Genomic DNA, 14,595 nt, shown 5'->3' with positions numbered 1-14,595 from the left:
CCGGTATATCCTATAGAAGAGAAATTGGAGTGGATGATGACAATGAAGGAAAGACAAAGCATTCGCAATATCGCAATTATCGCACACGTTGACCATGGCAAAACGACGCTGGTCGACAAGCTGTTGCAACAATCCGGCACGTACCGCGATCACGAAGCGGTTCAAGAGCGCGCGATGGACTCGAACGATATCGAACGCGAACGCGGCATTACAATCCTAGCGAAAAACACGGCAATCAACTACAAAGACTACTTGATCAACATCGTGGACACGCCTGGACATGCTGACTTCGGCGGCGAAGTAGAACGTATTATGAAAATGGTTGACGGCGTATTGCTCGTTGTTGACGCATTCGAAGGCTGCATGCCGCAAACGAAATTCGTATTGCGCAAAGCGTTGGAATCGAATCTGACGCCAATCGTAGTCGTAAACAAAATTGACCGTCCGAATGCTCGCCCAACGGAAGTTATCGATGAAGTGCTTGACCTGTTCATCGAGCTTGGCGCGAACGACGAACAACTCGAATTCCCAGTCGTATACGCATCGGCGCTTATGGGAACATCTAGCCTTGATCCAGAGAAACAAGACGAAAACATGCAAGCCCTGTATGACACGGTTGTTGAGCATATCCCTGCGCCGACGGAGAGCGTAGAAGAACCGCTACAATTCCTCGTAACGCTGCTCGATTTCAATGAGTACTTGGGCCGTATCGCAATCGGCCGCGTTAATCGCGGTATCGTAAAGCAAGGCCAGGCGATCGCAGTCATGACGCGCGAAGGCGCTGTAAAGCAAGCCCGTATCGAGAAATTGTTCGGCTTCCAAGGCCTGAAGCGGGTTGAAGTAGAAGAAGCAGGCGCAGGCGATATCGTTGCAATCGCAGGCATCAAGGACATCAACATCGGTGAAACGCTTGCTGATCCAGCTAATCCAGAAGCGTTGCCAGTCCTTACAATTGACGAGCCTACGCTCCAGATGACGTTCCTCGTTAACAACAGCCCGTTCGCAGGCCGTGAAGGCAAATGGGTAACATCCCGGAAGCTTCGCGACCGCCTGTTCAAAGAGCTGGAGACAGACGTAGCGCTTCGCGTAGAAGAGACAGACAGCCCGGATGCATTCGTTGTATCGGGACGCGGCGAGCTTCACTTGGGCATTCTCATCGAGAACATGCGCCGTGAAGGGTACGAGCTGCAAGTATCGAAGCCAGAAGTTATCATTAAAGACGTTGATGGCGTAAGATCCGAGCCGTACGAGCGCCTGATCATCGATGTGCCAGAAGAGCACATGGGCGCTGTAATGGAAAGCCTGGGCTCGCGTAAAGCGGATATGGTGAACATGATCAACAACGGTTCGGGCCAAGTTCGCCTTGAGTTCATCATTCCAGCACGCGGCCTGATCGGCTACCGTACGAACTTCCTGACGCTTACGCGCGGCTATGGCATCATGAACCATGCTTTCGACAGCTACGGCCCAGTGGCAGGCGCCCAAGTTGGCGGACGTCACCAAGGTGTGCTCGTATCGAGTGAAAACGGCACATCAACGTTCTATGGCATGATGGGTGTTGAGGATCGCGGCATCTTGTTCATGGAGCCGGGCATGGAAGTATACGAGGGCATGATCGTCGGCGAGCATAACCGCGACAATGATATCATCGTCAACATTTGCAAAGAAAAAGCGCTTACGAACGTACGTTCGTCCGGCAAGGACGATACGGTTAAGCTCAAAACACCGATCTTGTTCTCGCTTGAGGCAGCATTGGAATACTTGAACGATGACGAATATTGCGAAATTACGCCGAAGACGATTCGCCTTCGCAAGAAAATTTTGAACAAAAGCGAGCGCGAGCGTGCGGAGAAACAACGCAAAACGGCGCAGGCTGGCGTTTAATGCGCTTTCAGTTAAGGGAGGTCTAGCGCGATGCAGGATTGGTTCAGCAACCATCCGGTCATTACGTACGTCTTAATATTGGCGTGTATCCTTTACATTTTTAACGCGGTGTTCCGTGTTCAACGGCTGCCAATATTGAAGGAAGTCCTCGTTCACATCATTATGATGATCGGTGCTTTCGTATTGTTCGTTCTACAAATCGACAAGCTGCCGATCATCCAATGCATGTCAGTTGCCATTATCATGATGCTGATGCTTCGTGGGCGGCAATTGTACGATAAGCTGCGCAACAAGAATGGCAAGACGGAGGCCAATACGGAAACCGGACAGCCTTAAGGCGTGCCGTTCGGAGACAAGGAGCGGATCGGATCGGATGAAGCTCGAGGATGCTCTCTTTAACTGGTTACAGATTGATCGTGTAGCAGAGGCGCGCCCGGATGACCGGGCTGCCCTCGATACGCGGGATTTTTTCCTGCAAGTGCTGCAAGAGGATCACGGTGTCGTCCGCGTCAGCGTCTCAGCAGAGGATGCGACAATGATACATGTTCGAATCGAGAAGGAGAGCGGCACGAAGCTCTTCTTTTTCGATAGAGAGGCAGCTGAAGGGCTCGTTAATGACATTGCCGCCAACCCTCGATATCAAAGTTGAACGACATGGATTGAAGGTGACAGACGATGGATTCAAATACTCCACTGCCGCCCCGGTCCTCCAACAAGCGAGCAACCGGGAGCGCACAGTCGAACAAACCGATTAAAACGGGCAAACCGATGAAGAAACGCAAACGCATTCGCTGGGGAAGAATCATTCTTCTTCTCGTCGTAGCTGTCGTATTATTCGTCGGTTGGTTCGTCGTTGACCTATACTTCAAGGCAGATAAGGCCATTGGCGAGATTGCCCTTCCTGGCCAGAAAGTAACGGTTCCGCCAGACCAATCCGTAAAAGTTAAGCCTACTGCGGTTCTGCTGCTGGGGCTTGATTCACGGGTAGCGACCGGCACGATGAATACCGATGTCATCATGATTGCGGCGATGAACCCGCGCACGAAGAAATCGACAATCGTTACTGTGCCTCGCGATACGAGAATTGAGATTAATGGATATGCAAGCCACAAAGCCAACAGCTATTATTCTGCTTTCTATCACCAGGCATTAAAGGATACGAAAGATAAGGACCAGGCTAGGCTCGAGGCGCTTGATGAGATGAAGACGATGTTCGGCAGGTACTTTGGCATCGAGATCGGATATGCGTCTATCATCAATTTCCAAGGCTTCTCTGATGTGGTCGATGCGCTTGGCGGCGTTGAGGTTGATGTCGATATGGATATGCATTACGTCGATAAGGCGGATAAAACGACGATCAATCTAACGAAAGGCCGCCATACGCTGGATGGAGACGAGGCGTTGGACTTTGTCCGTTACCGCAAATCAAATGACGGCAAAAACATGTCGAGCGATTTTGATCGCAATAAGCGGCAAGGTGAAGTGATTGGAGAGATCGTCGATCGGCTGAAATCGCTCGGGGGAGCGACGAAGATCGGATCGGTAATCGAAGCGGTAAGCGGCAACTTGAGGACGGATATTCCGGAATCGGAGCTGCGCCAATTTATGTTCACGTATTTCGGCATGGGACGCAGTGATGTGGCATTCAAGCCGCTTGAAGGCAAATGGGTAAGCCCTTATGTGCGCGTCAACGAACAGAGCTTAGCCGACACCCGTCAAGCGCTCCGCACACAATTGTCCGAATAGCTGTAGTAGGAATGAAGTGGACTATGCTATACTAAGCATACGCACAGGTCGTAACAGAAGACAAGGGGGTCATGCGGATGGCCGAACCGATCGTGGTAATGCCCGAATCGTTGTTCGCGAACATGCAGCAATCTTTCGTTACTCTTCATGGGATTGGCCATGCGGTGCCTGCCGAACTTGCAGCGGCTGCCGTATACAGTTGTGCTGTGCTTGAAAGCGAACGCATCAAAGGTATGCCATGCAACAAAACAGATAATAAATGGGCGGCAGAGAACTGGGATGGACGAGTTTCTGCTGCGATAAAAAAAGCCTAGCGGTGATCGCTAGGCTTTTTGTGTACTTTTCATGAATTTGGTGCGGTTAGAGGTGTTTCTTCATCTTAGGGCCATCTTCCTTGCCAGGTTCAGGCTCATGCGGAATCGTATCCCGCGGCATCTGCGGCACGATCCGGCCGATGATGTCGGACATTTCTTCCGCGAATCCAGCGAACGGACGGCCACGCCGGATATCGGCTCCAATTTCCTTGAGCCGTTGGGACAAATCCATGTCTGCTGTTACAACCGCATCGATCCCGTAAGGGTCCTTGCGGAAGGCCTCTGCGACGGAATATTTGATCGTGCCGATCCGGGCTCGATCGAGCGTACTTTCCACGTCAATGCCAACGACTGCAAGATTGCCAGCGATGACACAATGAGCATTTTTAACGCCCTTAATGCCTTTCGCTAGCGCTTCAAGATGAGCCTCTACTTGCTTAGGATCGCTAATCTTTTTAGCTCTAGGCTCTGTCTGTTGAGCTTTGACGTGATTATTATTCTGAGGAGAGGGTGATGTTTCGTTGCGTGCAACGGTGCCGCATCCTGCCACCAGCAGGCAGATGGCTGTCGCCGACGCTAGGCAACTGAGGAACGAGCGCATATGGCCACCAGACCTTTCACTAGTCACTTTTTGTCGTCGCTGCATAGTTTGCCCGAAGTTGAATATGGTTATGTATGCCTTTCGTTACCAGTTCTATTTCCGGCGCCAGGAGGGTCCGCGATGAAAAAAATTTTCGTGCTCGATACGAACGTGCTGCTGCATGATCCGCAAGCGATCTTCGCATTCGACGACAATGAGGTCATTATACCGGCGGTGGTACTCGAGGAGATCGACTCTAAGAAGCGGCTCGCCGATGAGCTTGGCCGTAATGCACGCTCCGTTTCGCGCCTGCTTGATGGGATGCGCGAGGAAGGGCATCTGCATGAGGGCATCCTATTAAAGAACGGTGGCTTGCTCAAGGTTGAACTGAACCACCGGAGCTTTGTCCGCGTCCAAGAGATGTTTGGTGAAATGTCAAACGATAATCGCATACTGGCTGTCGCACTGAATTATCATTTGGAAGAGCTAGAGAAGGGCACCAATGCCCACACCGTACTGGTAAGCAAAGACGTGCTGGTTCGCATTAAAGCGGATGTGCTTGGGCTGGAGGCGCAAGATTACTTGTCTGACCGGACAGTATCGGCCACCGATCTTTATGCAGGGTACTCGACGCTGCATGTCCATCCTTCTGTGATCGATGAATTTTACACCTATCGGTTCTTATCCGTCAAGAGCTTACAGATTGCGTCCAGGCTTTATCCGAACGAGTTTATTATTCTGCGCGACGAGATGGGAACATCAAAATCAGCGCTGCTGAAGGTTAGCCAAGACGGTGTTCGGCTCGAGCCGTTATATCTCAGCAACGATGCGATTTGGGGCATTACAGCACGCAACGCACAACAGCGCATGGCACTTGAGCTGCTGCTCAATGACGATGTGCCGCTCGTTACGCTGACGGGCAAGGCAGGGACTGGCAAAACGCTTCTCGCGCTTGCTGCGGGTCTGCTGAAGGTTGAGGATGAGCATAAGTACAAGAAGCTGCTTATAGCGCGTCCAGTCGTGCCGATGGGCAAAGATATCGGGTATTTGCCAGGAGAGAAGGAAGAGAAGCTGCGGCCTTGGATGCAGCCGATCTACGATAACCTGGAATACTTGTTCGATACGAAGAAAAGCGGCGATATCGATAAAATTTTGATGGGGCTTGGCAGCATTCAGGTCGAAGCGCTCACGTACATTCGCGGACGCTCGATTCCTGGCCAGTTCATCATTATTGACGAGGCGCAAAACCTGACGAAGCATGAGGTGAAGACCATTGTGTCGCGTGTTGGGGAAGGAAGCAAAATCGTTCTGATGGGGGACCCCGAACAGATCGACCACCCGTATTTGGATTCCATCAGCAACGGGTTAACCCATATTGTCGAAAGGTTCAAGGCAGAGGGCATAAGTGGCCATATGACGCTGGAGAAAGGCGAACGCTCTAAGCTGGCACAGCTGGCGGCGGATTTGTTATAAGGGCTAATAAGGAGGCGGACGCGGCTGCGCGTGCGCCTTCTTTTTTTAATAGAGACAACAAACGTTGCCGTTTGCTATGATGGAGATATACGTTTTACAAATATACGACAAAATAGGAAAGGAAGGTAGCCGTGTATCGCAAATCCTCGATGCTGATGTTAATCCTATCGTTCGTGGCGGTCATCATTGTCTTGTTGTCTCTGCTGAGGCTTCCTGTTGGTCCTGCCTCCGATTCGAAGCCAGGGGGCAAGCAAGCCGTACTGCCCCCTTCGGGAGAGAAAATAAGCGAGCCACAAGTGATTAACGTAAGCGTTTCCTTGCCAGAAAGCCAATATGAAAGCATGATGAGGTCGGTTGATCGATTTGAGGAGCAGAATCCAACGATTACTGTCGTGCTGTCTAATATAGAGCAAGATGAGGCATATGCCCAATGGAAGAAAGATGGCCAGCTTGGGAGCGGGCCTGATGCCGTATTGATGGATAACGCATGGGTTAGGGAGTTCGCCGTGCTAGGCTATTTGAAACCGTTGGATGACATGATGTCCAGCCTGCCAGCACAATGGCTAGATGGGCTCGTTGAGCCGGTGAATTGGAACGGTTATTGGTGGGGGGTTCCCAAGGATGCAGACCCACTGGTTGCTGTATGGAGCCTTCCATTGCTCGATTCATTGACCAGTAAAGGAGTGCCGGGCAATTGGGGCTCATTCGTTCAGCTCGCCGTCTCGGCAGGCACTTCAGCACCGAAGGTGCCAATCGTCCATTGGGAGGAAAATCAGAGCGAGCAGATGCTTGCATGGCTTGATTCCTTCGGGATCGAGGGGCAAAGGACAGAAAAGCTGGGGGCATTTGACGAGGAAACGTTGAAACGGTTCGATTTTCTGGCAAAAGGTTCCGGTTCCGTATTTACGGTCAGCCGATCTCATGAGCCGAATCTAGCGGACAAGCTGGCTGAAGGCAAAATATTGTCTGCTGTGATGCGGTGGTCGGATTATGAGCAATTGTCGCCAGAGCTTCAATCGCTAATTGGAGTCGGTTATCCTCACGGCTGGTATGGCGGGCGCAGCTTTGTTGTGTTGGCGCATAGCGAGGGCAAGGAGGAGGCGCTGAACCGCTGGATGCAGCATATAGCTAGCGAAACGGAGCAGCAGGCTACATACGACCAGTTCGGGCTCCTGCCAGTGATCAAGCCCATATATACGCAGTTTCCAGGGCAGCTGCAAGAAGCTGGCGGAAGCAGGAGAGGGAGCAAGGAATGGCTGGATGATTTGAGCCGGAAACCTTCCCAAACGCCGGATCCGGCTTGGCCACGGCGCCTAGAGCGTTGGCAACAATTATGGAGGAATAGTGTTGGATCAGGCGATTGGCTAGAAATATTGGCATTACAATGGCAAAATGGCAAGGATGAAGCAAAAAGCTCCGGTTCATCCCAGCCATAGGGACGGGAATAAACGAGAGCTTTCGGCGGCATTGTTATAATTTTACTTTCAAGGTGAGAATCAATGTGCCATTCTCGATGCTGACGCTCTTGGCGGTCAGGAAGGAAACGATTTTTTGGGGATAGAAGTTCAGGTCGAATTGCTTCTCCAGTTCCTTCCTTGTCGTGTCGGGCAGCGCTAGATCGTTGAATTTTAACGACTCGACATGGAACTGAATGCTGCTGCTTGGTTCCGTTTCGACTGTGTAGCTTCCGGATACCTCGACAGATATGCCATCTCGCTCTCCGCTGGCAATGACTTTGCCGTCTTTGAATTGGAAAGCGAAAGCGTTGAAGAGCTCATTTTGTTCGCGCAAGAAATCATTCAGCGCTTGCTCAGGTATGCGCAACGTGTACTCGAAGCCACTGATCTCCAATAACTCCTTATGATCTTGCACCCAATCGGGCAAATGCTGCATCGCTTCCGACAACGCTTTGAAGTATGTCCGAACCTCGGTTAAGCCGACATTGTTCCAGTAGCTGTTCATTTCTTCCATCAGCAGGCGAAGTTTATCCGCATCGGAGCGTCCTTCAAGCGTAATATTCATTTCTTGTTGCAGTTTTGCAACGCGTTCCCGCTGCTTGCGCAGATTAGCCTCTGTCTCAGCCAGCTTGTTCTTTTCTTTGGTTTGCCGGTCATATTGTTTGCGCAGCAACAGTGACTGCTCGGCATATTGTTCGAGCACTTCGCGGTCACGGGCCAAAATAAGATCCATATAGTCCAGCAGCATAAACCATTGCTGCAAGGAGTTGAAAGAGAACAATGCGGCCAGCAGCCAATCGCGTTCGCCCATATAATAGGAGCGGAGCACTCTGCCTGCTTTTTCGCGCTGCTTCACGGCAGCCTGCTCTTGCTTGCTTATTTGGGCAGAAGTATCCGACAAGGAAGCTTCCAGCTTTGTTTGTTCCGCTTGAACGCGGGTGATCTCTTTATCAATTTCTACGACTGACAGGCTCTTTTCAAGCAATTCCTTGACGGCTTGTTCAGCAGGCGTTAGTGCAGCGGCTGCTCCGACTGTTTGTCCGAAAAATACAGTAACGGCTAAAGCGAATACAGCGGCACGACGCAGGAAAGCAGGCATGTTCGAACCCCCTTATTCGCCATCATTGCCCCTAATGTGCATGAGACAAGCATTTATTCAATGTATGCTTCCAATTCTCCTATTATATCTCATTAATCTCAAGGGGGAAGTGCAAATATGAGCGATAGATTGGAAACGAAAGCAACGATGGGCCAGAAAATAAGAGAAGCAATTGGGAGGGAGGGCGTATCTGCCATCCCTTGCCCTATAGAGGGCGTACAGTTGCCTGTCTCCTGTACAGCTATTCCATTCCAACGGTATATGGAAATTTGTTTATATGATGAGCAGTGGGGCTATTATCGCAGCGGCGATGTTCGTACAGGCGCAGATGGCGATTTTTATACGAGTGCTGCGATTGGCGGCTTAATGGGGGAGCTGTGGGCCCGAAGGCTGCGGGAGCTAGCGGCGATCCAACAAGGTGATGGGGCGAATGTCCATATAGGGGAATGGGGGGCAGGGGCTGGAGCGATGTCAGGGCGCATGCTCGATTATTGGGTGAGTGAAGCGCCGCAGTGGCTCGCTTCGATTCATTTTTTTACCGTGGATGACCATTTGAATCATGTAGCGGCAACCCGATCTAGGGTAAATCAGCTCATTTCCGGGAAAGGCCTTGAACCAGCATCGGTCCAGCATATGGGCTCAGCAGAAGCAGCCGGATATTTAAAGGATTTGGCGGAAGATGCAATCGTGATGGTCGCTGCAAATGAACTGCTGGACGCAATGCCCGTCCACCGCATTGCCATGCACGAAGGCAATCTGATGGAGCTTGGCGTATATGCCCATCCAAATTTAGAAGGCAGCACTTTAGGCGAAGGCAAGCAGCCGACGGCCATGTTTGGCTACGCCTATATGCCATTAAGCACTCCGGCGCTTGCAGCTTCGCTTGAGGCGGATGGCGTGCCGCTGCTGGAGGGGCAGGAGACCGAAATGAATTTGGCTGCCGAAGCGTGGCTTGCCCAGATGGGGCAAGTGATTCGGAATGGCATGCTGCTCATCTTCGATTATGGGCACGAAGCGGAAGAATACCGTGCTGAGCATCGCATGAAAGGAACATTGCTTTGTTATAAGCGGCATATCGCGCATGATGATCCGTTTCTTGCGCCAGGCGAGCAGGATTTGACCGCGCATATCAATTTCACTGCAATGATGCGTGCGGCTCGTAGAGCGGGCTGGGAAGTTGCTTATATGGAGACCCAGAAGCAATTTCTTCTCGATGAGGGCATCTTGCAGCTGTTGTCTGACGATGCGGGGCGTGACCCGTTTAGCGAAACAGCCAAACGCAACCGTGCGATTCGGCAATTGCTGCTGTCGGATAACATGAGCGAGACATTCAAAGTGATGGTGTTGACGAAAGGTTCGTTCCGATGGGCGAGTAATGGGGCATAACAGATGGGCTAGAAGGCGTGCAGCAAAAAAACAGCCGGAATCTTGAGATTCCGGCTGTTTTTTCTATGGTGTCATTCGTCTGAAGTTGTATTAGAACGGGAGTCCCATTTTGAATACGGTCCAGTAACTGAATCCTACAAACGATACGACCATGTAGCCCCAGAACATCAATATGTATGTACGTTCTGAGAAGTTCAGATAGCCGAGCAAGATGAACGCGGCGGCTTGCATGAAGAACAAGAGCGACATTTCGGTCATGTCTCCTGCAAACGACATCAGTGCAATCACTAACGTCCAAAAGCCGAGAACTCGAAACATGCGTGCCATTCCCCATCCCCCTCTCTTTCATTCGACCTTTTTTTCTATTGCCAATTATAACGTTACGTACAAGCAGTGTAAACAGTATCCACGACAATCTGGAAACTTTTTTATGGACGCGCGGCAGGCGTGTCTTTTATAAGTTTGTGCATTTGCCTTAACAATCATGTATGAGCACAGAAAAAAATGGATATAAGAAATAGTATCCGATAGATTCTATGAATTCTACCAAGGGCATAGAGATAATTAAGCGCCTTTAACGTTAGGAGGTTTGGGTAGCATGACAGCAGTCAGACAAGATGCGTGGAGTGCGGATGATGATATCATCCTAGCTGAGGTAACGCTACGGCATATTCGTGAAGGGGGCACACAATTAGGTGCCTTCGAGGAGGTGGGCGAGCGGATCGGAAGAACCTCGGCTGCTTGTGGATTCCGCTGGAACAGCTGCGTACGCAAGCGTTATGAAGATGCGATCCAGATCGCGAAGCAGCAACGGCAGAAACGCAATTATTTGAAGAAACAATCGCTTGTGGCGGCACCGCATGTCTCGTCTCTATCGATTGTAGACGAGGATTCGAAAGCGATAAAGCACGAGACGCTTTCCGAAGAGAGTATAACGATAGAGGGCATTATTCGGTTTTTGCGGCAATGGCGCGGTGCCTACCAAGAGCTGCAACGCCAAGTGAAGCTGTTGGAGAAAGATTTGCTTGACCGCGAGGAAGAGGTTGCTGATCTTCGCGATGAGAATCAACGGCTTTCAAGTGAAGTATCGAATGTGCAAACGGATTATCGGACGGTTAATGATGATTATAAGACCCTTATCCAGATTATGGACCGAGCGCGTCGCTTAACTGTACTGAGTGAAGAAGAGGAACAGAAGCAGCGGTTTAAAATGGATGCGAACGGGAATTTGGAACGCATTGAATAATTTAATGGCCTTGCCTAAGAAGCGCCCCTTGCATGAGTAGATGCGAAGGGCGCTTTTGCGTTAGGATAGAAGGATATAAACCATCAACAGGTTGGGAGAGTGGCAGCATGCGTGTAATGGTCGTAGGCGGCGGGGCGATTGGCCTCTTATTTGGAGCGAGGCTAGCGATGGCAGCGCATGATGTGACGATCTGGACGAGAACGGACAAGCAAGCAGCGCTATTAGCGGAAGAAGGAATCGAATTCGTCGAACGGGATTGCGTGCATGCCGTACCGGTCGCTGCTTTTGCTGTAATGGACAAGCATCAGGTTAACCATAAGTTATCGCAAGTCCGAAGCGTTGTGTTCGTGACGGTTAAACAGCCACAGCTCACGGACGGTTTGTTGAGCCATATTGCTTCCATCACGCAGAGCGGCGATGTGGTCGTTGGCATGCAGAATGGGATTGGGCATATGGAGAAGTTGAAGCTTGCCTTGCCAGGACGGATCGTATTAGCGGGCGTTACGACGGAAGGCGCCCTTCGCCATCATCCTCGAACGGTTGAGCATACGGGCGAGGGACAGTTGTACATAGGGGATATTGAGGCGGGCGCAACAGCGATTCGCGGCGGATCGACGCAACTAGACGGGAGTGCGCAGGAATCCGGGCAAAAAATGTTGGTGGACATGCTGCAGAAGGCAGGATTTACAACGATTCTGTCGAATGACATGAGTAATCGCATTTACCAGAAATTGCTCATCAATGCGGTTATTAATCCATTAACAGCTATTTATGATGTGCAAAACGGGGCATTGCCTAATCACTCAGCACGGCGATCTCTGATGCGTGCGCTTCATAAAGAGACTTATGACGTGTTGGCTGCCGCGGGTTACCAGGATCAAGGGGATGCCGATAGCTGGGATCAACTGCTATTGGTATGCGAGCGAACAGCGCAAAACGTTTCGTCTATGTTGGCGGATATCAGGCGCGGGTCGGTAACGGAAGTCGGTTGGATTAATGGCGGCGTTTGCCGGCTGGCAGATCAGCTCGGTTTAACAGCCCCATTGAATGCGGCGGCCGTATCGATGGTGAAGGCATTAATGAAATAAGGGGAGGGGACGGCAGGCATGTGGTTATGGGAGAGCGTTCGGCTTATTTATGCGTTCCTTGCGGTCATTCCGGTCGTTCCGTTCGCCATTATTTATTGGGCATACGGTGCCTACAGCAATAACCGCAAAAAAGCGTTCGGAATCGCGATGGATGTTACGACCGTTTTGTTGATCGGTTGCGTTGCCGTGCTGTATGACTACATATTTGTTAGTGATTTTGGCTTATATTTAATTTTATTAGTGCTTCTTTTATTAGGCGGCTTCATCGGCAATATGCAATTTAGAAAGCGGGGCGCCGTTGATACGAAGAAGGTTGTTCGCGCGGTGTGGCGCATCGGATTTTTGTTTATGAGTGTACTTTACGTGCTCTTTATGTTTATTGGGATTGGCAAAGTGCTGCTCGCGCCGATGTAATCGTAATAACGTAATGGCGCGCTGAGCGGCTGAATCGGCCGTTATTGAATGGGCCTTCCTGCGGGAAGGCTTTTTATTTGGGCATTTTTATAGGCTGTTGCTTTGACGCTGCGCCGTTCGATTGTGTACAATGGGAGTTATGGCAAGCCAAATTCAGCGAATAAGCGCAGATGCGCATTTCGTGGCTTACCACCCATTTTGATGCGGATCGAGGGCTGATTAAAGAAATGACATCTACGGATTATTACGAGTTTCCTTCTTCACAGCCTCTGAGCGAAGCTTATGGGAAGCGTACAGACAGCCGGTTGGACTCGTTGCTGCATAGCGGCCATCCTTCTGTCAAACAAGCGTGGCTCGCGCGAGCAGAGCGGCTTGATCAATCGGCAGGGATGCGCGTGCCAGCGTCTAACGCCGCTGAGGCACTGCGCAGCTATAATGCCCGAATTGGCATGTCTCCTGAAACAGAGTCTCAACTAGATGTAATCGAACAAGGTGCATATGTCGTCGTGGGCGGCCAACAGGCCGGCTTGTGGACGGGACCTCTTCTAGTTATACATAAGGCTGTTACTGTCATAAGTGCAGCCAAGCATGCATCGTCCATACTCGGCAAGCCTGTTGTCCCTGTATTTTGGATCGCGGGCGAGGATCATGATTGGGATGAAGCCAATCATATTGCCGTGTCATCCGAACAAGGCGTTCGAAAGCTTGCAGTAGCAAGGCCAGAAGGCCCGAGAACGTCAGTGAGCCGTACGGCGCTGGGGCTTGAAGCGTGGGAAGCGGCGATCTCTGATCTGGAAGGGCAGCTCTCTGGCTCGGAGTTTAAAGAGCCCATGCTGGAGAAGCTTCGTTCGTGGATCGGAGAGGGCGTCACGCTAAGTGACGTTTTTGCCCGGATCCTCGCATGGCTATTTGGCAAGGAAGGCCTTGTGCTGCTTGAAGCCGATGATGCGGCGCTTCGCCGTGTAGAGTCGCCGATGTTCCGTAGGATGCTCAGCGATAATGATGCGTTGGAAGCTGCATATGCGGAAGCTGGCAAACAAGTGCAAGCGCTGGGCTATTCCACGCAAGCTGCTGCGGTGCCAGGCTGTGCCAATCTATTCTTGTTCCGGCCAGAGAGCCAAGGTGCCGGGCAAGCAGGGGACCGCGTGCTGCTCTATAAGCGTGACGGCGGTTTCACGGATAAGAAAGGCGAAGCCTTCTGGAGCTCGGATGAGCTGCTGGCTTTGGCTGAAAGCAATCCAGAGCAATTCAGCAACAACGTATTAACGCGGCCGATCATGCAAGATTATGTGCTGCCTGTCTTGGGCGCTGTTCTTGGCCCTGGAGAAATTGCATATTGGGCGCAGACGGGCGAAGCGTTCCGCCGCTGCGGGATGGAAATGCCAATACTTGTGCCGCGTATGTCATTTACGCTTGTCGAAGGTACGGTAGCTAAGCATATGGACAAATATGGGCTAACGTTCGAGGATGTCGCCGTCCGATTCGAGGAGCGCAAGCAGGCTTGGCTGGCGGAGCAGGACCGATTCGATATCGCGAATCGATTCGCTGAGGTGAAACGGGAATTTACTGCGCTATACGAGCCAGTGGTAGAGCTGGCAGCTGAAGTGCAAGCAGGCTTGAAGGCGCTCGGTACGACGAATATGAACAAAATCGTTGAGCAGATCGCGTTTCTAGAAGCCCGTACGACGGATGCATTCCGTAAAAGCAATGAAGCGTCCATCCGGCATTGGGACCGAATAGGGGCTGCGTTGTGGCCTGCTGGGAAGCCCCAAGAGCGTGTATTAAACATGACAGCTTATTGGAACCGCTATGGCTCCAGCTGGCTGGAGAAGCTGCTGGAACTGCCGTATGATCCGAATGGCGGCCATCGCATTGTGTATTTATAACTTTCATTATTAAATAAAATGA

15 protein-coding genes are annotated in these 14,595 nt (G+C 51.2%); 12 read left to right on the top strand and 3 right to left on the bottom strand.

The features are described from left to right. Positions 1 to 42: 42 nt before the first annotated feature. From typA to GON22_RS05110, 5 genes are all read left to right on the top strand, one after another. Entirely contained in the window at positions 43 to 1,884 is a 1,842-nt protein-coding gene (typA, locus tag GON22_RS05130; protein ID WP_160395037.1) for a translational GTPase TypA, read from the top strand. 30 nt (positions 1,885 to 1,914) lie between these two features. Continuing rightward, positions 1,915 to 2,220 carry a YlaH-like family protein gene (locus tag GON22_RS05125; protein WP_160395036.1) on the top strand — a complete coding sequence of 102 codons (306 nt, stop codon included), beginning with the start codon at positions 1,915 to 1,917 and terminating at the stop codon, positions 2,218 to 2,220. A 37-nt stretch (positions 2,221 to 2,257) separates the two neighbouring features. Further along, entirely contained in the window at positions 2,258 to 2,533 is a 276-nt protein-coding gene (locus GON22_RS05120; RefSeq protein ID WP_160395035.1) for a hypothetical protein, read from the top strand. A 26-nt stretch (positions 2,534 to 2,559) separates the two neighbouring features. Then, entirely contained in the window at positions 2,560 to 3,630 is a 1,071-nt protein-coding gene (locus GON22_RS05115; RefSeq protein WP_160395034.1) for an LCP family protein, read from the top strand. A gap of 77 nt (positions 3,631 to 3,707) precedes the next feature. Beyond that, a complete protein-coding gene (locus tag GON22_RS05110; RefSeq protein WP_160395033.1) occupies positions 3,708 to 3,944 on the top strand; it encodes a hypothetical protein in 237 nt (78 codons plus the stop codon). Between the two features lie 46 nt (positions 3,945 to 3,990). On the opposite strand, the gene GON22_RS05105 is transcribed toward GON22_RS05110, so the two are convergent. Beyond that, positions 3,991 to 4,572 carry a YhcN/YlaJ family sporulation lipoprotein gene (locus GON22_RS05105; RefSeq protein WP_336604265.1) on the bottom strand — a complete coding sequence of 194 codons (582 nt, stop codon included), beginning with the start codon at positions 4,570 to 4,572 and terminating at the stop codon, positions 3,991 to 3,993. A gap of 93 nt (positions 4,573 to 4,665) precedes the next feature. Between GON22_RS05105 and GON22_RS05100 the strand changes: the two genes are divergently transcribed. Both GON22_RS05100 and GON22_RS05095 read left to right on the top strand, forming a co-directional pair. Then, on the top strand, positions 4,666 to 5,997 hold the full coding sequence (locus GON22_RS05100) for a PhoH family protein (protein ID WP_160395032.1): 1,332 nt from the start codon (positions 4,666 to 4,668) through the stop codon (positions 5,995 to 5,997). A gap of 131 nt (positions 5,998 to 6,128) precedes the next feature. Beyond that, positions 6,129 to 7,433 (top strand): extracellular solute-binding protein, encoded by a 1,305-nt coding sequence (locus tag GON22_RS05095; RefSeq protein WP_160395031.1) that lies wholly within the window; start codon positions 6,129 to 6,131, stop codon positions 7,431 to 7,433. A 34-nt stretch (positions 7,434 to 7,467) separates the two neighbouring features. Here GON22_RS05095 and GON22_RS05090 read toward each other — a convergent pair whose 3' ends face one another. Then, positions 7,468 to 8,553 (bottom strand): hypothetical protein, encoded by a 1,086-nt coding sequence (locus GON22_RS05090; protein WP_160395030.1) that lies wholly within the window; start codon positions 8,551 to 8,553, stop codon positions 7,468 to 7,470. Between the two features lie 117 nt (positions 8,554 to 8,670). On the opposite strand from GON22_RS05090, the gene GON22_RS05085 reads away from it, so the two are divergent. Beyond that, the gene (locus GON22_RS05085) at positions 8,671 to 9,939 is read left to right on the top strand and encodes a class I SAM-dependent methyltransferase (RefSeq protein WP_160395029.1); all 1,269 of its coding nucleotides are present in this window, start codon (positions 8,671 to 8,673) and stop codon (positions 9,937 to 9,939) included. Positions 9,940 to 10,029: 90 nt separating this feature from the next. On the opposite strand, the gene GON22_RS05080 is transcribed toward GON22_RS05085, so the two are convergent. Beyond that, positions 10,030 to 10,266 carry a DUF2626 domain-containing protein gene (locus GON22_RS05080; protein WP_006036332.1) on the bottom strand — a complete coding sequence of 79 codons (237 nt, stop codon included), beginning with the start codon at positions 10,264 to 10,266 and terminating at the stop codon, positions 10,030 to 10,032. Positions 10,267 to 10,537: 271 nt separating this feature from the next. On the opposite strand from GON22_RS05080, the gene GON22_RS05075 reads away from it, so the two are divergent. The 4 genes from GON22_RS05075 to bshC all read left to right on the top strand — a co-directional run bounded on the left by GON22_RS05075 (position 10,538) and on the right by bshC (position 14,573). Beyond that, complete coding sequence (locus GON22_RS05075; protein WP_160395028.1) at positions 10,538 to 11,185, top strand: RsfA family transcriptional regulator; 648 nt, start codon at positions 10,538 to 10,540, stop codon at positions 11,183 to 11,185. A gap of 107 nt (positions 11,186 to 11,292) precedes the next feature. Next, complete coding sequence (locus GON22_RS05070) at positions 11,293 to 12,273, top strand: ketopantoate reductase family protein (RefSeq protein ID WP_160395027.1); 981 nt, start codon at positions 11,293 to 11,295, stop codon at positions 12,271 to 12,273. An 18-nt stretch (positions 12,274 to 12,291) separates the two neighbouring features. Further along, on the top strand, positions 12,292 to 12,687 hold the full coding sequence (locus GON22_RS05065) for a DUF3397 domain-containing protein (RefSeq protein WP_160395026.1): 396 nt from the start codon (positions 12,292 to 12,294) through the stop codon (positions 12,685 to 12,687). A gap of 170 nt (positions 12,688 to 12,857) precedes the next feature. Then, complete coding sequence (bshC, locus tag GON22_RS05060) at positions 12,858 to 14,573, top strand: bacillithiol biosynthesis cysteine-adding enzyme BshC (RefSeq protein ID WP_237179025.1); 1,716 nt, start codon at positions 12,858 to 12,860, stop codon at positions 14,571 to 14,573. Positions 14,574 to 14,595: the final 22 nt, after the last annotated feature.

This window comes from Paenibacillus sp. MMS18-CY102, from assembly GCF_009789195.1.
GTDB lineage: Bacteria > Bacillota > Bacilli > Paenibacillales > Paenibacillaceae > Paenibacillus_T.
The sequence above is the reverse complement of the archived record's forward strand: the minus strand, read 5'-3'. Positions and strand labels throughout refer to the sequence as shown.

Excerpts from the sequence above, each read along its gene's own strand:
- GON22_RS05120 (WP_160395035.1), top strand. The coding sequence starts at position 2,258 with ATGAAGCTCGAGGATGCTCTCTTTAACTGGTTACAGATTGATCGTGTA.
- GON22_RS05115 (WP_160395034.1), top strand. The coding sequence starts at position 2,560 with ATGGATTCAAATACTCCACTGCCGCCCCGGTCCTCCAACAAGCGAGCA.
- GON22_RS05110 (WP_160395033.1), top strand. The coding sequence starts at position 3,708 with ATGGCCGAACCGATCGTGGTAATGCCCGAATCGTTGTTCGCGAACATG.
- GON22_RS05065 (WP_160395026.1), top strand. The coding sequence starts at position 12,292 with ATGTGGTTATGGGAGAGCGTTCGGCTTATTTATGCGTTCCTTGCGGTC.
- GON22_RS05075 (WP_160395028.1), top strand. The coding sequence starts at position 10,538 with ATGACAGCAGTCAGACAAGATGCGTGGAGTGCGGATGATGATATCATC.
- GON22_RS05085 (WP_160395029.1), top strand. The coding sequence starts at position 8,671 with ATGAGCGATAGATTGGAAACGAAAGCAACGATGGGCCAGAAAATAAGA.
- typA (WP_160395037.1), top strand. The coding sequence starts at position 43 with ATGAAGGAAAGACAAAGCATTCGCAATATCGCAATTATCGCACACGTT.
- bshC (WP_237179025.1), top strand. The coding sequence starts at position 12,858 with ATGCGCATTTCGTGGCTTACCACCCATTTTGATGCGGATCGAGGGCTG.
- GON22_RS05100 (WP_160395032.1), top strand. The coding sequence starts at position 4,666 with ATGAAAAAAATTTTCGTGCTCGATACGAACGTGCTGCTGCATGATCCG.
- GON22_RS05080 (WP_006036332.1), bottom strand. The coding sequence starts at position 10,266 with ATGGCACGCATGTTTCGAGTTCTCGGCTTTTGGACGTTAGTGATTGCA.
- GON22_RS05070 (WP_160395027.1), top strand. The coding sequence starts at position 11,293 with ATGCGTGTAATGGTCGTAGGCGGCGGGGCGATTGGCCTCTTATTTGGA.
- GON22_RS05125 (WP_160395036.1), top strand. The coding sequence starts at position 1,915 with ATGCAGGATTGGTTCAGCAACCATCCGGTCATTACGTACGTCTTAATA.
- GON22_RS05090 (WP_160395030.1), bottom strand. The coding sequence starts at position 8,553 with ATGCCTGCTTTCCTGCGTCGTGCCGCTGTATTCGCTTTAGCCGTTACT.